The organism is Leucobacter coleopterorum, assembly GCF_011382985.1.
Lineage (GTDB): Bacteria > Actinomycetota > Actinomycetes > Actinomycetales > Microbacteriaceae > Leucobacter > Leucobacter coleopterorum.
In genome coordinates, this window is sequence record NZ_CP049933.1 from 2,897,577 (window position 1) to 2,919,391 (window position 21,815).

The 21,815-nt window shown below is 60.8% G+C and carries 21 protein-coding genes and 3 pseudogenes; 10 read left to right on the forward strand and 14 right to left on the reverse strand.

Annotated elements, in window-relative coordinates:
• Positions 1–5 precede the first annotated feature (5 nt).
• The 4 genes and pseudogenes from G7066_RS13545 to G7066_RS18025 all read right to left on the reverse strand — a co-directional run.
• On the reverse strand, positions 6–782 hold the full coding sequence (locus G7066_RS13545; protein ID WP_166331585.1) for a hypothetical protein: 777 nt from the start codon (positions 780–782) through the stop codon (positions 6–8).
• Positions 779–1,168: a hypothetical protein gene (locus G7066_RS13550; RefSeq protein ID WP_166331586.1), complete on the reverse strand. Its 390-nt coding sequence runs from the start codon at positions 1,166–1,168 to the stop codon at positions 779–781. The genes G7066_RS13545 and G7066_RS13550 overlap by 4 nt, the downstream gene beginning before the upstream one ends.
• 923 nt (positions 1,169–2,091) lie before the next feature.
• Positions 2,092–2,922 carry an FHA domain-containing protein gene (locus tag G7066_RS13555; RefSeq protein WP_244303023.1) on the reverse strand — a complete coding sequence of 277 codons (831 nt, stop codon included), beginning with the start codon at positions 2,920–2,922 and terminating at the stop codon, positions 2,092–2,094.
• A 128-nt stretch (positions 2,923–3,050) separates the two neighbouring features.
• Positions 3,051–3,305 (reverse strand): annotated as a pseudogene (locus G7066_RS18025) (RDD family protein); the annotation flags it as partial.
• On the opposite strand from G7066_RS18025, the gene G7066_RS13560 reads away from it, so the two are divergent.
• Entirely contained in the window at positions 3,211–3,444 is a 234-nt protein-coding gene (locus G7066_RS13560; protein WP_166331588.1) for a hypothetical protein, read from the forward strand. The pseudogene G7066_RS18025 and the gene G7066_RS13560 overlap by 95 nt on opposite strands.
• Positions 3,445–3,544: 100 nt before the next feature.
• On the opposite strand, the gene G7066_RS13565 is transcribed toward G7066_RS13560, so the two are convergent.
• From G7066_RS13565 to G7066_RS13575, 3 genes are all read right to left on the reverse strand, one after another.
• Positions 3,545–4,888 carry a hypothetical protein gene (locus tag G7066_RS13565; protein WP_166331589.1) on the reverse strand — a complete coding sequence of 448 codons (1,344 nt, stop codon included), beginning with the start codon at positions 4,886–4,888 and terminating at the stop codon, positions 3,545–3,547.
• Between the two features lie 125 nt (positions 4,889–5,013).
• Positions 5,014–5,304 carry a WXG100 family type VII secretion target gene (locus G7066_RS13570; RefSeq protein WP_166331590.1) on the reverse strand — a complete coding sequence of 97 codons (291 nt, stop codon included), beginning with the start codon at positions 5,302–5,304 and terminating at the stop codon, positions 5,014–5,016.
• Between the two features lie 42 nt (positions 5,305–5,346).
• The gene (locus G7066_RS13575) at positions 5,347–5,664 is read right to left on the reverse strand and encodes a WXG100 family type VII secretion target (protein ID WP_166331591.1); all 318 of its coding nucleotides are present in this window, start codon (positions 5,662–5,664) and stop codon (positions 5,347–5,349) included.
• A 247-nt stretch (positions 5,665–5,911) separates the two neighbouring features.
• Here G7066_RS13575 and eccD point away from each other — a divergent pair, with 247 nt between their 5' ends.
• Positions 5,912–7,258: a type VII secretion integral membrane protein EccD gene (gene eccD / locus G7066_RS13580; RefSeq protein WP_166331592.1), complete on the forward strand. Its 1,347-nt coding sequence runs from the start codon at positions 5,912–5,914 to the stop codon at positions 7,256–7,258.
• Positions 7,259–7,260: 2 nt separating this feature from the next.
• On the forward strand, positions 7,261–8,634 hold the full coding sequence (gene eccB, locus G7066_RS13585; RefSeq protein WP_166331593.1) for a type VII secretion protein EccB: 1,374 nt from the start codon (positions 7,261–7,263) through the stop codon (positions 8,632–8,634).
• A 25-nt stretch (positions 8,635–8,659) separates the two neighbouring features.
• On the opposite strand, the gene G7066_RS15350 is transcribed toward eccB, so the two are convergent.
• Complete coding sequence (locus G7066_RS15350; RefSeq protein ID WP_205881583.1) at positions 8,660–8,878, reverse strand: hypothetical protein; 219 nt, start codon at positions 8,876–8,878, stop codon at positions 8,660–8,662.
• On the opposite strand from G7066_RS15350, the pseudogene G7066_RS18030 reads away from it, so the two are divergent.
• From G7066_RS18030 to G7066_RS13620, 7 genes and pseudogenes are all read left to right on the forward strand, one after another.
• Positions 8,808–9,119, forward strand: a pseudogene (locus tag G7066_RS18030) (S8 family serine peptidase); the annotation flags it as partial. The gene G7066_RS15350 and the pseudogene G7066_RS18030 overlap by 71 nt on opposite strands.
• A gap of 53 nt (positions 9,120–9,172) precedes the next feature.
• On the forward strand, positions 9,173–9,937 hold the full coding sequence (locus G7066_RS13595) for a S8 family serine peptidase (protein ID WP_166332085.1): 765 nt from the start codon (positions 9,173–9,175) through the stop codon (positions 9,935–9,937).
• Positions 9,938–9,980: 43 nt separating this feature from the next.
• A complete protein-coding gene (locus G7066_RS13600) occupies positions 9,981–10,298 on the forward strand; it encodes a hypothetical protein (protein ID WP_166331594.1) in 318 nt (105 codons plus the stop codon).
• On the forward strand, positions 10,295–11,866 hold the full coding sequence (locus G7066_RS13605; protein WP_166331595.1) for a hypothetical protein: 1,572 nt from the start codon (positions 10,295–10,297) through the stop codon (positions 11,864–11,866). The genes G7066_RS13600 and G7066_RS13605 overlap by 4 nt, the downstream gene beginning before the upstream one ends.
• The gene (locus G7066_RS13610) at positions 11,832–12,371 is read left to right on the forward strand and encodes a hypothetical protein (protein ID WP_166331596.1); all 540 of its coding nucleotides are present in this window, start codon (positions 11,832–11,834) and stop codon (positions 12,369–12,371) included. The genes G7066_RS13605 and G7066_RS13610 overlap by 35 nt, the downstream gene beginning before the upstream one ends.
• A gap of 64 nt (positions 12,372–12,435) precedes the next feature.
• Positions 12,436–12,843 carry a YbaB/EbfC family nucleoid-associated protein gene (locus G7066_RS13615; protein WP_166331597.1) on the forward strand — a complete coding sequence of 136 codons (408 nt, stop codon included), beginning with the start codon at positions 12,436–12,438 and terminating at the stop codon, positions 12,841–12,843.
• Positions 12,844–12,855: 12 nt separating this feature from the next.
• Positions 12,856–13,149: a WXG100 family type VII secretion target gene (locus G7066_RS13620; RefSeq protein WP_166331598.1), complete on the forward strand. Its 294-nt coding sequence runs from the start codon at positions 12,856–12,858 to the stop codon at positions 13,147–13,149.
• A 15-nt stretch (positions 13,150–13,164) separates the two neighbouring features.
• On the opposite strand, the gene G7066_RS13625 is transcribed toward G7066_RS13620, so the two are convergent.
• The 6 genes and pseudogenes from G7066_RS13625 to G7066_RS13650 form a co-directional block, all read right to left on the reverse strand.
• Positions 13,165–13,770: a hypothetical protein gene (locus G7066_RS13625; protein WP_166331599.1), complete on the reverse strand. Its 606-nt coding sequence runs from the start codon at positions 13,768–13,770 to the stop codon at positions 13,165–13,167.
• Positions 13,770–14,591, reverse strand: coding sequence for a PP2C family protein-serine/threonine phosphatase (locus G7066_RS13630; protein WP_244303024.1), 822 nt, complete (start codon positions 14,589–14,591; stop codon positions 13,770–13,772). Before G7066_RS13630 ends, G7066_RS13625 begins: the two co-directional genes overlap by 1 nt.
• Positions 14,588–17,128, reverse strand: a complete 2,541-nt coding sequence (locus G7066_RS13635; RefSeq protein ID WP_244303025.1) for a transglutaminase TgpA family protein — start codon at positions 17,126–17,128, stop codon at positions 14,588–14,590. The genes G7066_RS13630 and G7066_RS13635 overlap by 4 nt, the downstream gene beginning before the upstream one ends.
• A gap of 298 nt (positions 17,129–17,426) precedes the next feature.
• Positions 17,427–18,125, reverse strand: a pseudogene (locus G7066_RS17605) (DUF58 domain-containing protein); the annotation flags it as partial.
• Positions 18,126–18,488: 363 nt separating this feature from the next.
• A complete protein-coding gene (locus tag G7066_RS13645) occupies positions 18,489–19,505 on the reverse strand; it encodes an AAA family ATPase (protein ID WP_166331601.1) in 1,017 nt (338 codons plus the stop codon).
• A 45-nt stretch (positions 19,506–19,550) separates the two neighbouring features.
• On the reverse strand, positions 19,551–21,644 hold the full coding sequence (locus tag G7066_RS13650; protein ID WP_166331602.1) for a fibronectin type III domain-containing protein: 2,094 nt from the start codon (positions 21,642–21,644) through the stop codon (positions 19,551–19,553).
• Between the last annotated feature and the right edge of the window lie 171 nt (positions 21,645–21,815).

A 21,815-nucleotide genomic window follows, 5' to 3' on the forward strand; every position in this document is an offset into this window, starting at 1 on the left:
GGCGCTCACCCTTGTGGTGCGCTGCCCGATGATCCCGACGGTTTTGCCTCGCTCACAATGTTGTAAATCTCAAGGCCAATCGAGGCCGCAGTCGTCAGCATCGACAGTGACTGACGAACCGGGCCGAGCATTCCCACAATTCCGGTGTGAATCGCATGAACAGCATCCATGAACCCAAGGAACTCGTTAAAGAGGTTGGTGATCTCAATCGTCCAGCCAATAATCATTGGGATTGCGATCGCGAGAACTTTACCCACGTTGATCTCACCCACAACCGGAACCCAAATCATTGACAGAATGTCTAAGCCAAACTGAACCAGACTCTGGATCACCTCGCCAATAAACGCAACGATTCCCTTGGCAAAAATTGCCAGCTGCTGATCCATCACGCCCGCCTGCTCACACTGCTGCGGCAGCGGTGCGAGCAACTGGCCCAACTTGGCGTGACACTCACCAAACTCGAACGCGGCTTTTCCCTGCCAGCCGTCGCCCACGAAGCTGCCGAGTTCACCCACCCTCTCATTGATCAACTGAACCGCCTCGCCACAGCGCGGCCACGCCTCGGCCGCTAGCTCCATGGAGCCCCAATCACCAATAAACGGCTTATAGACCCATTCTTGAAGGGGATCAAACCCAACCAGCATGCCGATCACGGCACTGATCTGCCCGAGACCCAGCGCCCCCTGGCTCTGCACACTCTCGAGAGCCTGCTCCATCAGGCCAGCGGGCACCGGCGGCGTCAGCACCGAATCTACGTTCACGGGGGGAGCAATCGTGCTCATCGTGCACTCCTTTCAACACGGGGAACGCTATAGGCCTGGGTAATAAGGGCATCGATACTAAACCCCGGAGTCACACCGCACACCGGCGTTCTGTAGTCTCCGCCCCAAACATCGTTGGGGGTGTTGTGAGCACGAAGAATCTGAATCTGTTCACGCTCCACGAACCGCCTACCCTCCGCAGCCAATTCTTGTTCTTTGAGGTGCCGGTACTCCTCCATGCGCCGTTCTTGCAGCCGCGCCTGCTCCCGCTCCGCCTCTATGCGCGCTTCTTCGTATCTCGCCCGCTCCCTGGCGTCTTCAAGTCTCGCGTCTTCGCTCCCGTTGAACTCCGCAGGCAGCTTGACGAAGTTCTCAAGGTGAGGCTTGCCAAAATCGCAGTTGGCCACGTACCAAGGAGGAAGGTGCGTCTTTCCGCTGCGGCATTCTGCACACGAGGGTGAGCACCCCAGCTGAACGTTCGCACCCTCACACAATTGACACCTGCACCCAGCGGGGTGAACATCACACGCGGTGCAGCGACAGCCAACCGGATGCCCCTGCTGCCCTGGGGTTTCCGGCCCCCATGAACCTCTGCATGCTCCGACTTTTCCGAACCCGGTCGCCAGTTTGGACCAGGATCTTCGGTCTCACCCAAAGCGACACACTCACCTCTGCATCTGGAGTTGTGACAACCAGGGTAGGGGCAGTTTTCGAACCGCTTCCCGAGCCTCTCATCCCTTTCTGCTGCAGTCTCTGGGCGACTGGTTTCCGGCCCAACAGGCGGCGGAGGCGGGGTCACGGGCGCAGGTGGCGGAGGCGTCCCACCACCGGAAGATCCGCCACCGGGAGATCCACCACCTGGAGATCCACCACCGGGAGTCGAACCCCCGTTGTATTCCGGGTGCTCTTCGCCATGAATTTCAGCAATCAGGCAGTCACAATAGTGGCGAATTCTCTCTTCGAGCTCTTTGGCCTGCAAGTATGATTTGTTCACACTCAGCGCGGTCTGGGTGAGCGCACCGCCGAGCGCATCTAAGTTATCCATGACGGCATCACGCGCACCATTATGAATGGGCTGCAACGGCTGTAGCAACAAACCAAACGAACCCTCAAGTGAGCAGTATTCGCGCGCGTAGGCCTTAATTTTGTGAAGTGCCTGCTCGCACTCAAGAATGTTTTGCTGGGCGTTCAGCATCGTTTCTTGGTCGTAGGCAATGGGTTGTGCCACTATGCAGCTGTCCTTTCATGTTGATGAAGTCGTTCCACTGGCCGGAGCCACATTTCGTTCAATACCGCGATGTCTCTGTGTTTCAACTAACTACCCCTGCTCTCAAGACACCTCACCCTGCACAATTGCGGCAGTAAAACTGCGACGACCGATGCGAACACGCGACCCGTCGTCAAGACGAACTCGCACGCCCCTGCTCAGCGGAGTCCCCTCGCCCGTGTCGTCAAAAATCTCTGACCCGTTGGTCGAGCCCAGGTCTGTCACCCAGACACTTTCGCCGCGATAGTCAAGGCGAAGGTGCGTCTTTGACACGGAACTCTCCGGGTCCTGCACAACCAGCAGCTGATCCTCCGCCTCCGTGGGATCCGGCCGACGGCCAAGATTCACGGTGACCGGGATCGGCAACTGTGCACGCTGACCGGTGTCGAACGTGAGAAGCAGCTGTTCTCCAATCTCAACGTTTCGCACGGGAGGCGGCGGCGCAAGGGGTGCGTCGACCGGCACAACCCCGGCGGGCAGATCTCTGCCGTGCGCACCGCGTGGCGGGGCAGTGCCGGTATCTGGCCCCCTGCTTGGTGTATTGGGCCGCACGAGAGGAGGGTGCGCTGTCTCGGCACCCCGCTGGGGGCGCCGACGCAATTGCGGTGGCCGCTGCGGCTGATACTGGCCCTGCTGCGCCTGCGGACGTGGCTGACCTTGGGGTAGTGAGTGACCCTGGGGCACCTGCGGGCCGGCTGCCCAGGCACCAACGACTGAACCCGTGGAGCCTGTTGCGCCAACGGGGCCTGCGGAGCCACAAACCCCGGTGGCATCGAAGCGATTGGGGTTTGCACTGGCTGCGGCGGCTGCGCTTGCGGCGCTTGAGCACGCACCGCCCGCTGCTGCCTCGACGAGACCGGCTGACTCGTGACCTGCCGCGAGTTCACGGCCCACCTCTCGGCGCCTCGCGCCCACTCAGCGCGCTCCGCCGCCGTCGGCACCTTCACCACGAGCGTGCGCCCCGCGCGATCCGCCAGGCTTCGCCCCATCTGCATCGGGTCGGCGGCGCTCGTGGCAACCACGATCCAACCGCCAATGTAAGCGACGGCGCTCGCGGCCCCCAGCACCAGCGATCGAACCGCTCCCCGCCCGACCCCAGGAGAGTACGGCGCGTCGTCGCGCACGGTTCGTAACCTCAACATCAGGTTGCCGAGCGTGATGCCTGTACGCGACTCAAGGATCGTGAGAATCACACCCAGCTCAAGCAGTACGAGCACACCCAACACAAGGCTCCGAAACAGCAACGCGACGGCAGCCGCGACACCCAACACACACACGGCGTCTACGGTGAAGGCCGCAAGTCGCGCACCGGTTCCCGCGGGCCTAGCCCAGGCACGCGAGCGCGCCAGCGCCGCGGCAAGTCTGGCTGAGGCTCGGGCATTGCTGACCCCGCGAATGTTAACGGAGTTGCCCTGATGCACAGGGCTTCCCGGAACTCCTGGCGCCTGCGGTGCAAGGGGAGACCCCGCGGCGGGATACATCTGCGGCGGTGCCGAAGGGGGCGCAGAAACAGTCATCAGCTCAGCACTCCCTGAAGCAGCTCGAGGGTACCCGCCGCCAAGAGCGCGGCTGGCAACACAAAGGCGATCGCAAGACTGTCAAATATGTCTCCCGTACGCGACCACCCGAGAGAGCGGTTACCGCGCGCAAACGACACACTGAGAACAGCCACGAACACACCAATAGCAATGAGGGCCGCCCCAAGAAGCGGAGCGTATGCCCAAGACGAGCCCATCGCAAAAATGAGGGTGAACACGATGCTGCCAAGCAGCACCGCGATACGAGGGGGGTTCTGCAGATCGGGCGCAACAGTGCGCCGTGACGTTAGCAAAAGACCAAGCACCGCAAACACCAAAAACGCTGCCGCTGCAATCTGCTCAATGAGGTTTGGGGCCGCAAGAGTCAGGGTTGCGGCAGGAAATCCGAGCCCTGCAAAAAGTGAGAGCAACAGCGTGAGCGCCTGCAGCCGTGCTTCGGCATTTGCCACGAGCTGCCGAACTGTCTTCTCTTCAACCGCCGAGATGTACTCCGGCACGCGGCCCCTCGCTGTCCATCGCAACACCATAAATTTGCCGTAATCAATAAAGTAACCCTCGTCGACGTTGACGAGCAGACTCGGAAGTGCCCTAAGCGCAACCACCGACGCACCCGCGACGGCAAGTGTTAGCTGCCGCAGGTCGACGGCCAGCGCTGAACTCGCGAGTGCAGCCGCGGCGAGAAGCACGGCGAGCACCACCACTGAAGAGGCTGCGGCGCGCACACGTGCAACCGGCGCGACAAAACCGACCAGGGCGGTGAGAATAGCCGCTGAGCCAGAACCCGCGGCAACCACGAGCGTCTCAAAATTCTCCGTTGCGACTGGAACCGCAAGAACACCGGCCAACGCTCCAAGCACAAGAAACGGCGCGGCACTCGAAAGTTTGGTCTTGTCTGTGCCACGAAGTCCCCAGGTCAAAGCAACAATCACCGCAGCAACCGCTACAACCACGGCAGCAACCCAACGATTCTGCAAATCCCCCGACACGATCACCATAAACGTGGCCGTTGTGGCGCACGCAACCAGGGCCCACGGCAACGTTCGCGTAGCAGTGAGTGCACCCGCAACTCGGCGATTCGACGCCTCTCTAAAGGCGACTGCACGCGTAACCGAGTAGAGTCCACCCTCGCGCAAATCAACCGCAGAAGTGGTTGGGTCAATCCGCGAGCCATCGGGTCCGAGTACCTGGTCCGCATCACCCAGATACACCCCCGCTGCCGCGAGAGCGTGCGTGAGCACATCGCCCTTTGGCACAACAAGGTCATGCCGCTCGCCCGAGGCGAACAGGGCAATGCGCCGAAGCGGGGTCGAAGTTTTGCTCAACGTTCCAAAAAATCTTTGTGTCTAGTCTCGCGAGCCAAAGCTCTCGCAAGGTGAAGGTGTTCTATTGGCGCACCGCAGGGCCGTGAGAAGCTCTCCCACGGCCCCGCAAAGGCACAAGGCGGAAACTAGCCACCAAAGCGGTTCGCGTTGCGCGAATCGCTCGACGAGTAATCTTGCCCGATCTGTCGCGTGCCGTTCGAAATACGATCGAGCAGCGCTTTCATGTTGTTGAGCGACTCCGTCCACTGACGCTGAGCGGTGTCGTAGGCAAGCTGCGCTTCGCCGCTCCAAGAGGAACGCAGCGCGCCGACTGCAGACTCGAGCTTATCCAGCTCGCTTTGAATGGCGTTAGAGCCGCCAGCGATATCTTGCGAAAGTGCATCAATTCGAGCTGTCTCGACTGACATTGACTGCATGTTTAATCCTTAATCTTTCTGCGAAAACCCGGGCCTGACGGCTTAGGCACCCGACATCATTGCGCCGAGATTTCGGATCGCCTGCTGGTGCGAGTCTTCCGTCTGGGCCTGGTCAGTTTCGGTGTCTTTCATTGAACGCTCGAGCTCGATCAGCACGTTGTTCAGCTTTACCGTCTCGGTGTCCCAGCTGTTCATGAGCTGAGTGAAAGCGCCGGCAGCGGCACCCTTCCAGTAACCCGACATTTCTTGGATCTTGTTACGTACTGCCTTGGTCTGAGCGTCGATACCCTGCTTCGCATCGGCGACGGCCTGTTGCCCCTTACGTAGGGCTCCTTCTTCTGCGGAAATGGTGTTAGCCAATTCAGCCTCCTTAAATTGCACTCGTCAATACAGATCGGAGTGGCTGCTGTTAGTTCAACGCATACTGACCATGACAGTAGTTGCCATTAGGGAAGGACAGCCTGCATTCATTAAGCTAAGGTACCTGTGTAGATTTTGCAAAGTTAATAACTGACAAATCTTCGTCGCATCACTTCTTAATGAGTGACAGTATGGCCTAATACAGGTAAAACAAATCTCAAGAAAAACTTGAACCTGGAGAGCAATAGTGAGCAGTTCCGCCCCCGATCTCGATTCGATCGTGCGCGTCTCCGTCGTTCACGCGGAACGTCGCACCGACGTCGCAATCCCCGGCAGACTCCCCCTCATCGAGGTGCTTCCCGGCATCGCCCGAAGCCTCGGTGTGCTTGATCCAACACTGCTTCACGGCGGTTACAAACTCACACGGGCCAATGGCAACGAGCTTGACCCCACCCGTGGCGCGTTTGCGCAGGACATCGACCAGGGCGAAATTCTCACACTCGCGCGCGGCGGCCTCATCTCGGTTTCCCGCCGCTACGATGATGTGGTTGAGGCCGTCATCGACGCAACATCATCACACCACGCCGCGTGGAAACCTGAGGATGCGGCACACACCGCAACCGCGATCAGCCTGACCTTGCTGGGACTCAGCGCAATCCTGCTCGCCCTGCAGCCAGCGGGCAGCATCGTTCCAGCATCCATCGCCGGTGTGAGCGCATTTGTGTTGCTCGCGGTCGCGGCCACACTCAGCCGCATTTCACAACACAGCGCGGGCATTGCCTTTGGGCTCGCGGCAGCGGCTTTCGGGGCACTATGCGGCTACCTGCTCGTACCGGCGAGCCCAGATCAGTCGTTCTGGGGCTACCCACTTGCGTGCGCGGCAGTCGGAGCCATCGTTGTGGGTGGGCTCTCAATGTTGGTCACAACGAAGCCGCTCGAACTGCTGCTATTGCCCGTCGCTCTGGGGGTTGCACTGGGCATTCCCGCGGGCATCGTCGGCGTCACTGAGATCACCCCGGCCGGCCCCTACGCTATCGCAATCGCGGCCTCCGGCATGCTTGCGGGGGCACTGCCCTGGCTGACCCTCAGCAGCACCCGCATCAAAGTGGTTTCGCCGCTCAGCGACATCGAGATGTTCGACCCACCACCTCCAATTGACGAGGCGAAAGTGACCGCGCGCGTCAACGGAGGCCACCGCCTGCTCATTGCCTTGCGTGTTGCCTTCGCGCTCGCAGTGCTGATTGGCACACCCGTGGTGGCGAGCGAAAGCTGGTTGGGTACGGTACTTGCGGCACTCACGGGCGCGACCTTCATGTTCCAGTCGCGGCAGTCAACACGCAGAGCCTCCGTTCTTGTGCTGGTTGCTGGCGGCACGGCAATTATTGCGATCAGCGGGCTCACTGCAGTGCTCTCTCACCCAGCGGAGGCCCCGATCCTGCTCGTCGTGCTACTTGTTGCAACCGGCGTTGTCACCGGCCTCACACTTCTCAGCGACAAAGTGCGTCTGCGACTCACAACGCTCGGAGACACCGTCGAGGTCATTTTGTTGGCGCTTCTTTTGCCGCTCAGCGTCGTTGTCGCCGGGATCGTGTAGCCGTGGCAACTAAAAAGGACCTCATTGAGGCGCAACAATTCAGCCGCAACCGGCTACTCTCGGCCTTTATTGGTGGTGCACCCGGCGGCAAAGAACTCGAACCTGCAAAGCCAATGCGTGCCGTATTTGGTGGCATCGCGCTCTCAGTAATGATCATTATCGCCGGACTGTTTATCGGTTTTTTGAACCCCGGACTGCCCAGCGGATGGGAAAACAACCGCCTCGTTGTGGCAAGAGACACTGGCGCGCGTTACGTCAGCGCAGACGGCACCCTACACCCCGTAATCAACACGGTGAGCGCACGCATGATTATTCCTCCGGGCGAGTTCGAGGTCATCAGTGTGAACCAGTCTTCGCTGAGTGGTGTTCCCATCGGCGGCACCATCGGCATCCTTGGTGGCCCCGACACACTCCCAAAGGTCGCCGACATTGACGGCACTCGGTGGCGGGCCTGCGCCGCAGAACAGAGCACAGAACTCTGGATCAGCGGTCAGGATCGCACACCCGCCGGGCCCGATACCGGCACAGTTGTGGTGCGAGACGCAGAGACGTTTGTCATTTCTGACGGAACGAGTTTTGCTGTGCCCCGCGGCCAAGAGACAGCGGTGCTGCGGGCCTTAGGCCTCGACACGGTCAAACCGCACGAGGTGCGTGGCGAGTGGTTGGCGCTCTTCAAAACAGGTGCAGATCTCACGCCGCTCAAGGTCGAGGGTGCTGGCCAAAAAGCCCCCGGCACTTCGCTCTCCATTGGTGCCGTGGTTCACCCTGCCGGCAACTCCGAGGAAGACCGCTACCTCATCACGGCCGAGGGCAAACTAGCACCGCTCAGCCCCCTTGCCCACCGGCTCTACATGCTCGGCACAGCGTCAAACGGTCTCGGTGAAACGTCTGAGATGAGCCCGTCAGAGCTCGCTACGTTGCCGACGACCGAGAGTGCCGGCGGCATCGACTGGCCAAAGGATCGCCTCACGCCTCACCCAGGCACCGGTTTTCCGTGCGCCACTCTCTCGGGTGGAAAAAAGGGGCAGCACACAGTTCTTGCTCAGGCCACCTTCTCTGGTGCTGGCACCTCGACAGAGGCGGCCTCGACGCCCAACTCAAAGTCCAACCAAGACAGTGTGTCTTCCACGGGCATCGACGTCCACATTCCTGAGAACACTGGCGCACTCGTGCGCGGAGGACCCGCGGGCGCACTCACCCTTATCGACTCAACGGGCATGGCCTATTCAGTGCCGGGCGACCTCGGCATCGGTCTAGAGCGACTCGGTTACACGAAAAAAGATGTTGCCGTGATGCCCGCCGAATGGCTTCATCTGTTGACCGATGGGCCCGAGCTCACCCCCGAAGCCGCCGGAACAAGCCCCAAGGCGTCTTGATGCGGCGGATGGATTCAGAGGGGACTCACACCGCGTGGCGGCACCGCACCCGCGTGTTCGCCGCGGCCGTTGTCGGTGCCGCGCTCGCGGGGCCGATGCTCGTCGTAGCACCGCTGATTCCCGCAGCAGCCCCCTCGGCTTTTGCTGCCGACAATGATTGCAAGCCTGGCGTCATGGCACGGATTCCCGGTCCCCCACCGGTACTCAAAGCAATTGAGGCGTTGCCAGGTGAGCTACGGTTCACGGGAGCGGGTGTACTCGTTTCCATTGTCGACTCGGGAGTCGATGGCACACGACCGCAGCTTGCACCAGCATTTACGGAGGGAAGCACCTCGCTTGTGCAAGACGGCGAGCGCCCTGACGGACTGGGCGATCCGCAAGGGCACGGCACCGCCATTGCCGGCATCATTGCAGCCCGACCCGAGGCCGGGTCAGGCGTCGTTGGGATCGCCCCCGAAGCCAGCATCATTTCCATTCGGGTCTTCAGAGACAACGACGACGAGAGCAAAAAGGCGGGCTTCGGGCCAGAAGCCCGCGCATCGCCGATGGCATTCGCAGGAGCGTCGATCTGGGAGCCAGGATCATTGTGGTTGCCCTCAGCGACGACGAAGACAGCCCCGATTTGCGTGACGCAACAGATTACGCCCACAGAAGCGGCGCTTTGGTCGTGGCCAGCGCCGGAAACCGAGACACCACCGACAACAAGGAGGACACACCCCGCTACCCCGCCGCCTACCCCGGGGCACTCTCAGTTACCGCGCTCAACAGCGAGGGGCTTCCCACCTATGACTCCATTCACGGGAAGCACATCGACGTTGCGTCACCCGCGCAGTCGGTACTCACAACCGCGACCGGTGCAGGCGACTGCATCTATGCGGGTGACGCGCCCACCTCAAGTTTCGCCACGGCCTACGTCGCGGGTGCCGCAGCACTTCTTGCTCAGGCATACCCCCATGAAGGCCCCGATGGCTGGTCATATCGACTCAAAGCGACAGCCCAGCGCCCCAACCAAGACTCAAACGATGACCAAATTGGCTGGGGGAGCATTCGCCCGGCCGCCGCGCTCAGCCTGCGCCCCGACCGAAGCGTGCGCGGGCCGGCGAGCCCGTTCGCAGACACCACCGACTCGGCGCTGCCCCCACCGGTCACACGAGTCAAACTCAGTGAATCACCCAGCAATGACTCCTCTGCGGCAATCGCAATTGCGGTGGGGCTCGGTGGAATTGTCATTCTTCTCACGCTTCTCAGAAGGCTGCGGGGTCGAGGATCAAAACCCGCGAGAGACAACTCGATAGGAAACTGATTCGCCCCGTCGCCCTGTCAACCCGTCACCCAGGAGGAAAAGCTTGTCGGCAACCGCAGCTGAGCGCATTGTTATTGATGACGATGTGCTCAACAAACAGCTCACCACACTCCGCTCCGCCGCTGACCAACTCGAAAAGGAGGTCGCGGCTGCCGCCAGCAAGGTTGGCGGCAACTCGTTTGGTGCCTTAAACGCCTTTCTCGCGGCTGCGGTCAATGGCATGATGCTCGAAACAAGTGCGACCATGGCCGAGGCCGCGGTGCTCGCGGAGCGAATGCACGCGGGTGTTTCGGGGGCCAGGGAGGCCTTTTCTGCTTTTGAAGATGAAGTCGCGTCGAGTTTTAAGGGGCTCATCAAATGAGCACCGCAACAGCACTGCGCGGAGGGAGCTGGGCAGCCGGCATTCCAACGGGTGGCTACACTGTTCCGACGGGTCCGCCACCCACGATTGCGTTCTGGGCGCTGAGCTACATCCAGCCGCTGCAGAACTGGTGGGAGGAACTACTCGGTGACCCCGCAAGCATCGCGAGCGTTGCTGATTCTTGGGATACCGTCGAGAGCAACCTGAGGACTGTCGCCGCAGACCTAGAAGCCGCGAGATCCAGCCTTGATGGGCTCGAGGGCCGCACGATTCGCACACTGGAGCTTCGCTACAGCGACCTGATCCCTGTCGCGCAAGACGCTGGCGATTGGGCGGGCTCCGCCGCTGCAGCCGCTCGTCTTGCCTCAAGCATTGTTGAGGCCGTCCGATCCTTCATTCTCGACTTTCTGTACCAGCTCTCCCGGCTCATTGAGGCCCTCTTCGGGTTCACTCTCAACCCCTTCTCGAAGCTCAAGGAATTGCAGAAGTTGATGAGCGCTGCAAGCGAGCTGATTCGGGCCGGCGGCGAACTGATTCAGAACATGTTCGACGCCTTCCAGCGGCTGATCGAACTGCTCGGGGCGCTCGGGCCGGTCATCGAACTCGCGAACCAGCACTTGCGCAGCGCGGTCGCGAACATGCTGCCAATTGTGGGTGGCAGCACTGGCCTGCTGGGCCTTATGGGAGGCGGGATCATGCGCGACTTCATGACGGATGGTGGTGACGTTTCGCGCTACGACATCGATGAACTAGAGCGACTCCTTGCTGCAGATCCCACCAATGAATCATTAAAACAAAAGGTGGCGGCGTGGAGGGAAGCGCACAAGGTTAAATCGTTGAACTCCCTCGCTGATCTGGTCGGCGTGAACGGCACGACGGACAGGATGGGCGGTGGCGACTCAACCGTCTTCGACATCAAACTGGTGCGAGCAAAGGACGGATCTGAACACTGGGTCGTGTCACTACCTTCCACTCAGGAGTGGATTGACATGGGCGGTTCAGGTGCGATGAACGACGGCAAAAACAACATCGCCCTCTTTCTCGACAACCCCGCGCTCAAAACGCAGTATGAGCGCGCTGTGATGCAAGCCATGCGCGAGGCTGGCATGAAACCGGGTGACCCGGTCGTCTTCACCGGGTTTAGTCAGGGCGGCATCATGGCAGTGAATCTCGCGAGTGACCCGACACTGCCCTACAAACCGATTGGTGTGGTGACCAATGGATCGCCGATCGGCACGTTCACCCCACCAGCAAATGTTCCCGTTGTTGCCTTCGAGTACATCACAGACGTTGTGCCAAAGCTTGACGCGAATCCCTTTCACGGCCTCGTGCCGGGGTTAGACACAAACCCGAACAATCGAGGCATGACAAATGTTCACACGAGGGTGCTCACAACCGGGTCTGAGGCGAACCCCCTGAGGCCGTTGGACAGTGCGCCCTGGACCGTTCATAACAACGACAAATATGTTGACGCCATCAAAGATCAGGCTGCCGACCTTTCAAAAGAGTACGCGTGGATGGGAGGTGATGTGATTGACCACCAGATCTTCAGTGCGACGCAGCGATAGTCGTCTCGGCGGGTGGCACTACAAGAGCCGCGTCTTCGCCATGCTCTGCGCGCTGCTCGCGCTAGGCCTGAGTGCGAGCGGCTGCGCAATCCCCGAAATGGGAAGTTACCTGACAACCATCCCAAAAACCTTGCAGACCCTCGACCATGATGTCGTGAGCGCTTCGGCCTACTCGCGTACCGGTGGCCTGGCTAGAGAAGTTGTGGTTGACGTTGATCTTAACCGCAGCACCGTTTCAACCGAAGAGCTGCGCACGTTTCTCGAGACCATAGTGCCACTGGTCGATCAACCTGGTGCATCACGCATCGAAGTAAATTTCAACGATTTTAGTTCTACCGCCACTGACACCTTGATGGGTGACCCGATCGACATCTCAGACTCTCGCGCGGAGCTCTTCAGACGCTGGGATTTAGTAGACCACAGCGGTCACTACGACACCAACAGCGTAAATGAAGACCTCTCCGCCCTTCGCGACAAGATAAAGGAAGTCAAGAAGCAACGGTGAGGAGTGGCGATTGGTCCCCCCTCCGCACATCATCATTCACAGCCTCAACACGATTGGAACAACAATGTCAACCGAGTTTAGTCAAGACGCACTGGAGCAAGCGCGCGCACGAATTGCAACCCAGGTTGCCGAGGCCGAAGCCAGAAACAAAGCGGTTTCGGCACTGGCAGACGGTCTTTCGAACATCTCTGCCACGGCGACCTCCCCGCGCGGCGAGGTGACCGCAACCGCAAAGCCCGATGGAAAAGTAACCGCCGTCAAATTCGCCCCCTCAGCTGAGTCGCTCACCGCTTCTGCGCTGTCGGACCTCGTGACGACAGTGATTGCCGAGGCGCAGCACAAGGCCGCAATGTCGGCCGTGAACAGCTCCGCTGAGACGCTGGGGGCAGACTCAGCTTTCGTAGCGCAGTTGCGCAGGGACGCGGAGGTGACCTTTCCCTCCCCGACCTCCGGCACAATCGAATACCGATAGAGAGCGCCCACCATGGACAGGATAGAAATCACCCCCTCCTCCCTGAGAGCGTGCGCCGCCTCTCTTGAGGCAGCCTCAAAAGAAATCGCCGCGACACTGACTGTGCTCAACGCTTCTCTCACCCTGCTCTCAGCGCAATGGACCGGCCAAGCTCACGAGGCATTCGATGCTGCTCGGCTACGCGCATACAGAAACCTTGAGGCACAAAGAGGTGCCCTCGCGGCAATCGCCAAACAGGCAGCCGAGGTCGCTGAAGGCTACGGCGAAACCGACAGGGCCGCCGCAATCGCCCTTGGTGGACAGTAAACGTCTGATCCGCTACTACCCAAAGGCCAGCAGAGCCACACCCCAGAGTCCAAACACGGCCACGAGCAACACCGCAGTACCCCCACCCAGCGCAAGCAGACTGTATTTGCGGTTCTGTCTCTCCGTGGAGGGCAGACCGTCACGCTGTGCAACAAACACATACCCGTTCGGGGGCGGCGGGCCGATCTTCGCATCAAGTGCGGCGGTCTCGTCAGAATACTGCTCATCAAGCTCGGCCCTGGTGCCGTACACGACCGGCATGCCCTGGCGGACCCCTACCCGCGGGAGCGCATCCTCGGTTTGCGGAAACGGAGACTCTTTCACCCTGCGGTGTGGATCAAGCGGTTGCTTGAACATGAGTTGGGCGAGATCAGCAGGGATCTCCACCTCCGGCTCATCAACCGGCATCGCGACGGAGCCGTGCTGCCGGTTCAGCATGGCTACCGTTGCGTCTTGAGTTTCGGCTCGTTCCGCTCGCTCAACGATCGGGTTGGCAACAACTACAGTCTGCTCCTCAACTGGCGGGGTGGCGACTACTGCGGTGTGATCCTTCACCGCCATGCCGGTAACAACGACAGTCTCTTCGACCTCGGTGCCCACCTCGGTTTCATCGTCGCGCATCACACCCTCCTCGTTGGCAGCGTCACGGTGAGTGTCTCATCGGCTTGTGAGGTGTCGGGAGCAGAGGTGTCTGACCCTACGTGCCAAGCCCTCCCACCAGCAAGCACATCAACGACAACAACAGTGATGTTGTCGCGTCCGCCAGCCTCATTTGCCCGCCGTACCAGTTCTTCAGCAACGGCCTCGGCTCGCCCACCCATGGTGAGCGTGGCTCGCAATTGCTCATCACTCAGTTCCGTGGTGAGTCCGTCCGAGCAGATCAGAAGTCTCGCCCCAGTCTCGACCGGCAGCAACCAGGTATCGGCAACACTATCGAGCGATCCAAGAGCCCGCGTAATGATGTTGCGCGGGGGCAGCTTCTCCCCTTCCACTCCCACCGCCATCGCGTGTTCGATCAGCGAATGATCAACCGTCAGCTGGCGCAGTTCTGAACCACGATGCAGGTAGACGCGAGAGTCACCGACGTTCAGTATCAGCCAGTACAGCTCGTGATCGTGCTCCACCAGCACAACTCCAGTGAGGGTGCATCCGGCACCGCGCTCGCGCCCTTCAGCCACACGGTTGACTGCGACACGAGCAGCGTCCAGCGCCTCATTCACGGCGCGCACTGAGGCCCGCTCGTCGGGCCTGATCCCGCTCGCAAACGCAGCGACCGCTGCCTGGCTCGCAAGGTCGCCAGCTTCATGCCCTCCCATGCCGTCAGCTACGAGAAAACAGGGCATGGCGGCGAGCGCTGAGTCTTCGTTTACGGCCCGGCGACGACCAGTATCCGTGCGCATCGCAACACTCAGCTCTAGCGCGAGCTCTCCCGCCTGCATCATGGTTGCGTCTCCATCGGCTTGACTCGTGCGTTGCTAGGTGAGGGTTTTTGAGGTTTCGAAGACGCGGTGGATCTGTTTCGCCCGAATGCCCCAACCCCAAACGAGGCAAGCGAATAACGCGCACGCAGTCGCTTCCAACCGCTGAGACCACTCAACCGCTTTGCAATCTCGCCGTCAACCACCTGCCACAGTTGTTGAGCACTCTCGACTCTTATGCCCTCGGGAGCATACACGGCCCGATCAACGGTCCAAGCGATCCAATCCCCCGATTCAAGACCCAACTGAGTTGCGGTTTCTCGGCGGCTTCCGGTTCGCTTCACCCTCATTCCCGTGTCTGCATAGAGGTCAATCACCTCGTCCCAGGCACCGAGCGTCTGTATTTCTGCCGAGGCTGCACCGCGCCTGCGTCGGCTGCGCGAGCGCTTCACAAATGGTAAGAAAAGCAGCGGTAGCGCGATCAGCAGCAGCGTCGCGAGGCTCAAGCCGATCACCCGAATGATAGGCCAGAGAGCACTCAACCCATCGGTGTTTTTGTTTGGTGTGTCCGTCGCTTCCGAGTCGCTCGTGCCAACGGGCGGATCGCTCTCGGTTGCGTCACGCTCCTCGGGAACAGACGGGTATTCCGGCAGCAACTCGCCCTCTTCGAGTGTGGTCGGTGGAATTTCTACCTGGGGAGTCACATCGAGCGGCGCCCACACCCCATCTGAACCGCGGGCTTCTACCCAGGCGGCAATGTTGTCGCCCGTGCACTCCCGCTGGCAGGCCGGCACCCCGGGCACCCCGTCGTCTTCACCGCCGAGCCGCACACCCAGCACCACCCTCGAGTCGAAGCCCATTGTGCGCGCGATAAGCGCGGCAGCGGTGGCGAACTGCTCGTCGTCACCGATTCCGGCCACGAGCATGTTCTCTTTTGCGCGCTCACCAGCGGCCTGCTGCTGGTCATTGAGCTGCTTGAATACCTGCTCAATGCGCGCGATCGAGTGCCCGCCCGGGCTCGGCACGAACTTCGTTCCGTATTCCTTTGGGAGCGCGGTCAACCAGTCTCGTTCCCCCGCCTCACTGGTGAGGGAGTGGCTGAGGTAGCCGCGATCCCGCAGCCGCTGAACCGCGTCGCTGAGCCCCTCACCGGTCGAGGGCAGCTGCTGCACACGCAACCAGCGGTCGAGTTCGGGCATGCTCTCAACATCGATCTGCGGGTCTGGGTGGGCAGGATTGGCTCCCAGTTTTGCATCGGCGACCACCGCCATATTGGCGGAGTAGCTGTCACCCGAGCGCAGGCCGCTCGTTGTGGGAACGGCAACAGCGCTGCCCAGATCTCGGTTCACATAAAAACTGTCGGCAAGTTTGTTAGCCCGGTTACCACCAAAACTTGGCGGCCCACCGAGCGGCATCGCGAGCGGTACCCACACACCCTCGTAGCCCTCATCAATCTCCACCCGCACCCGACTCGACTTGGGCAGCGATTCGCCGCTGGGGTATCGGCTAAACCGCCCTACGGCCACGCTATCACCAACGGTAAAATCGACACCATCATAGCGGTCGAGCACGGCGATACGCAGACGCGCGGGGAGTTGCTCTGAGCTGGAAACGCTAAAGACGGGGGTAGCAAGTAGGGCATCGCGCTTCCACACACGGTATCCGGCAAGGGGGCTCGTCTGCTTTCGCACGACAAGCTCCGGGTCGATGGCATCGCGTGCGACGCTGCGGGATCCATTATCGAGCACCGGCACAAATGTCAGCCCGGCAACCAGCGCAGCACACACGAGCAGCACACCAACACCAGCACGCACAACCGCGTTGCGCCGCACTGAGCCGAGGCCCTGGCGTGAGTTCGATGTGCTGTCAGACATCGGGTCCCGCCCGAGCCGAAGCGCCGCACGACGCGCCATGCCCGAAGACCAGGCTACCCAGATCGCTCCAACGCAGAACACTCCGAGCCACAGTGCGAGCTCTCTCGGTGCCGCCACTTCGAGCGAACCAAGCGTCACAGAATCACTCACATTGGACGCCCCAAAAATGGTGCCAAACAGCACCGGCAACATCATTGGGATCGCCGCGAACGGTGCCCAGCGTCCCCCACGCAGAGCGAGCGCCCCCATGGAGGCCACCGTGACCAGCATCACCACAAACAGCGGTACAAGAACGGTCTGATACGAACCGACCGGCAAAGTCAGCGTGAGCAGTTGTTTCCATCCGAGAGCGACGGACGCAAGCCCATCCCCAACCCCGCGCAGAGTAGCGAGTGCACCGCCGTTCAACGCGCTTGGCACCGCCAGCGGCACCACAAGAACAACAAACAGCACGATCAGGGCGGCGATCGTCAGGCTTCCCCAGCGCCACCGCCATCCTGCCAACACGGTGGCAAAAGCGCCGGCTCCAGCAGCACCCACAACCCACCACAGCTGCCCGGTCATGTAAATGGGTTCGGCGGCGAGACCGCCCAGCACAACCGCCGCAAGAGTGAGTAGCGCTGCCCCGGCAACCAGCGACACGGGAATCACCCGCGGTCGCCTCCGCCTGCGCACTACAGCGCTCACGCAGACACCCCCGCAGCATCAGCTGTGGCAGGTCACTCAGTTCACCAACGGTAAACAGCGTGCAGACATCAAGCAGGGTCGAACCGGGGTCGGCGAGCATCGCGCACCGCACCGCCAGCACCGTCACGTCTTCCGGAAAGGCCACCGCCGCCCGACGCAGCCGGGTGGGGCCTGGCACCGACCCCGTCACAGCGATCACGATCGACAGCGGCCGTCTCGACTCGGCCAGCCCCCTCGCCAACCACTCGATCGGTCGCGCTTCATCGTCTGCGGGTTCCAGTTCGGCCCAGGCGTCAAGCATTTGGGAGAGCGTCTGCGAGGGCAGCTCCTCGAGTCCATCAACGCTCGGGCGCAGCCTCCCGGGCGCCCACTGCGAAGCTATAAAGCGCTCACGCCCCTCACGAACTGACTGCATCGACAGCGAGGCTGCAACGCTCACTCCAAGCTCAAATTCTTCGTCGCTGGTGTACTCTGCCCGGTTTGCATCGAACAGAATCGCCGAGCGCGCTGTCTGGGATTCCTCATACTGACGCACCATCAGAGTGCCTGTCTTTGCCGTTGAACGCCAGTGAACGTGACGCATGGCGTCACCCTGCACATACTCCCGCACCGCGTGAAACGACAGGTCGGAGTCCGTCAAGCGCCTGCTCGCGGCACCGTCAAGGTCTCGCACGAGCCCCGCAGAACCCAGAGGTAAATACACCGTACGCGGGTGCACATGGATGAGGTGCCGGTCCCGCCAGGTCACTTTTCGCTGCACAAGACCCAGCGGATCTCGCCGCGAAAGGGTCACCGGGCCAACCTCAATAACACCGCGCTTTGAGGTTGGGACTGCAGCTGGAACCACCGCAGTGGCGTGCGGACCAATAAACGGAATCGGGATCCGCCTCAGCGCTTCGCCCACCGGCATCTCGGCGGTTGTGGGTAATGCCGGGCGCGCACTCGAGTTCTCAACCTCAATGGCAACATCAACCGCCCCACCGACAACGACGCGCATGCGATCCACAACTATTTTGATCAGGTACGCGCGGCTGCCAAGCAAAAATGGCAGACCGAGCAGAATCAACACCGCCCAACCACCGAAACAAACCAGGCCTCGACCCAGTGAAGTGTCGCCCCCAACACCGTAGCGAGCGCGGTGGCAAAAAGCACAAACCAGCCCGTGGGTGTGATGGTGCGTGAGATTCGACTCCAAACTCGCAAAATCTGCCGCCGGTTGCGGCGCCACAAGCGCTTCAGGCGGCGACGCATCAAATACGCAGCGCTATTGCCCCGAGCGCCGTGTCTTGCAGTTGCGTCGTGCCGAGAGTGCGGCTCTGGGTGCCCGTGCGCCGGAGCGGTGCACGCGACGTGTCTTTGTTCACGCGACGCCGTTCTCCTGCGGAGGAGCGATGTCAAGCAAGATCTGGCCAATAACCTGCTGTGCGGTCACACCGTCGAACTCGGCCTCGGGTTCGAGCACAAGACGGTGAGCGAGAACAGGCATGGCAAGATCTCGAATATCGTCTGGCGTAATGTAGTGGCGACCGTTGGCCACAGCCCAAGCCGACGCGAGGCGGACGAGTGCGAGCGTGCCGCGAACACTCGCTCCCAGACGCACCTCGCTCGCCCTGCGTGTCGCCTCCACCAGTCGCACTGCGTAATCGGCGACAAGCGGACTGACATGTGCTTTCAGAACAAAACTCTGCGCCTGGGTAATCGAGTTCGTCGTAACAACTGGCTTCAGCGGTTCCTGTGTGGATCGCTCCCCCCGCAGAATGCGAATCATCGCGGCCTCGTCGGGGTATCCAATTGAGGTCTTGATCATGAAGCGGTCGAGCTGGGCCTCGGGCAATCGATAGGTACCCGCCTGCTCAACCGGGTTTTGGGTGGCGATGACCAGGAACGGTTTACCCGCCTCGTGTGACTTGCCGTCAATGGTGACCTGACCCTCCTCCATCACTTCGAGCAGGGCCGACTGCGTTTTGGGGCTCGCCCGGTTAATCTCGTCTGCAAGCACAACGTTCGCGAAGATCGGTCCGGCGTGAAACTCAAACAGGCCCGCCTTCTGATCAAACACAGAAACACCGGTCACGTCACCGGGCAGCAGGTCGGGTGTGAACTGGATGCGGGACGACGTACCCTGAATGACCTGGCCCAGTGCACGAGCCAGGGCGGTTTTACCCGTTCCGGGAACGTCTTCAAGAAGCACGTGACCGCCCGCGAACACACTCGCCAGCACCAGCTCAATCACTCGACGCTTGCCGTGAATGCGCTGCTCAATCGCCCCAGCACACGCGCGAAACACCTGCGCCACCCACTGGGTTTGGTCAGCGGTCAGCGTCTCCAGCTGCCCGGGAGCATCGGTCTGGGTTGCCGCTGATGCTTGAAGGTTCATGGGTTCCTCTGGGGTGGTTGGGAGTTGGATCGGGGCGCCGGTTAGCTACGGACCGGTTGGTGGCGGCGTGTAACAGAGCTTGACCGTAGCATCATCAAGCATCTGGAAGTCATCTTTCCAGGTCACCGTGATCGGGATAGTAGTTGCGTCAGGCGTGCCTGCCGTGATGGTGGCGGAGTTCCTCATAAAGCTGGGTATGGTGATCAAGCTCTCCCAATCGGCCTGGGTCAAGGGTTTGTTGGCATCGTTGTAGCAGTTCGTGTCAGATGCAATCAACGACACGGTCGTTTTTGGCCCCGCTGTAGTTATCGGCGCCCATTCGGAGCAGGTTGCCTCAATTGCCGGGTTGATGCACTGGCGAACTTCGATGTTCTGCTCCCAGACACCTGGGTCGAGGGCAAAACTCGGTATGTTGACACCATTTCGTCGGTATTGAAGTACCGTGGCGGAGTCAGTCAGCTCGGGGGCAGGCTCCCTCTTCACCTTGTACTCTGCCTTCTTCGGGTCAGCGCTTTGGTCAGAAACCGCAGTATTGATTTCATACGTGAGGTTTCCACCGGGCTTCGCCACCGGATCACCGATAGTCTCATCATTGCTCAGCTTCGACGACCGGCCCCAATCGCTCGAAACACACACGATCGCCTGATACTTAAGCTGTCGTGCCAGGTTCGCGAAGTCCGGACTCGTAGATTTTGCATCCGCGCACGTGGGGGCACCATCTGCCTTAAGCTTAATCCCGTAGGTGGGTTCGCTTCCCTGAACGTCGCCGGCAAAAACGAGTTTTGCGGTGTGTGGGCCGGTGCTCTGCAGGGTCACAGTATCAAGCCTCGGTGCACCCATAACTGTCACATTGTCCTGCCGCGAATCAACAGTCGTTACGCCGCTACCTGCACCGGGAAGCGGCACGTTGCTCTTCGGTGTTGCCGTAAAGGTGATGTCTCCGACTTCAACGCCGTCGAGTTTCTGAGAGCCTTTCTTTCCGCTCAGCTCTAACTCGTGCCCCTTGTTAGAAACAACGGCAACGGACACCACGTCATCAGATCCCGAATAGCTCAGTGTAACCGAGCCGTGTTGTGGGTCTTCATTCGCTGCGTTACGAACCGCAACTGCTGTAAAGCTCGACAGACTCGGAGCCTTGTAAGCCCAGGCTTCCACCGAGGTAGACGCGGCCGATGAGCCAACTTGATTTACAGCGCTCGCAGAAAAGCTATGTTTTTCTCCGCTCACCAGCCCCGAGGCAACACACTGGTACGAGGAGGGCCCCTTTTCCGTGCAGGTCTTTGAACCCGGACCAGAGAGTGCAGCCCCAGTTACTTCAGGATGGGCCTGGCCGCCGAGGGTTACAGAGAACGTGACACTCGTGGCATCGAACGCGGTCTGCGTGATGCTCGTGGGCGCCTCAGGAACCCCTGCGGCGTCAAACTCGATTGATCCTGTGCCTGTGCGGCCCTGCGCATCGATCACGGTGAACCCAACCGTGCAGGTACCACCCACGACACGGTCGGCTGGCCAGGCAACTGCAACGCCCGCCTCGCCAACCCGCGAGAAGTTACCGACCTTGCATGATCTGGTGCTGACCGACTCGAGCTTGAGCCCGCCACCGCTCTTTCCTGCGAACGGGTCGTGCTCTCCAGCTGTGCCGATAACGCTGGCACCACACTCGGAACCGACTTTGCAGCGCAGCGCAAAGCTACCACCTCGCGGAAGGTCTTTGGGCGCGTCACCAACACGAACGGTCAACGGTGCCCGCGACTCTCCCGCACCACTCACCGAGACAGAGAACACATGCTGTGAGCCAGGGGCCGCGTCGGCTCGAGCGGCAACCTTGAGCCTTGATCCCTCTTTTGTCACCTCAAAAACGGAACCGTTACCCTCCGTCTCAAAACGCAACTTTGACGGGTCGCCCTCACGCCCTCCCGGCCACGTCACCATGTCTGTGAGTTGGATGGTCTCGCTTGCACCCGGCATGACCGTACGAACGAGAGCGTTCAACTGTGCCTCGGGCACACGCGGCGCAATGTTGATCGCAACGGGCAAATTGGTCCAGGCCTTTTGACCAACCAGCCGAACCGAAATGAGACAGGTATCACTCCACGGTGCTTCTTTACCCGCCACATAACGCACGGTGTCACTCGACACCGCCGAGCAAGTTGCCTGCCCGCGCCCACACTGAACCCTGTCTGCCGCAGCTCGGCGCGATCCCCCGGACCCAAATCGACCAGATCTTGCACGCGCTCTTCGACCGACTTGTCTTCATCGACGTTGAGGGGCTTCAGCCCGGCTTTCAAGGTCAATCGCAGCTCATCGAGC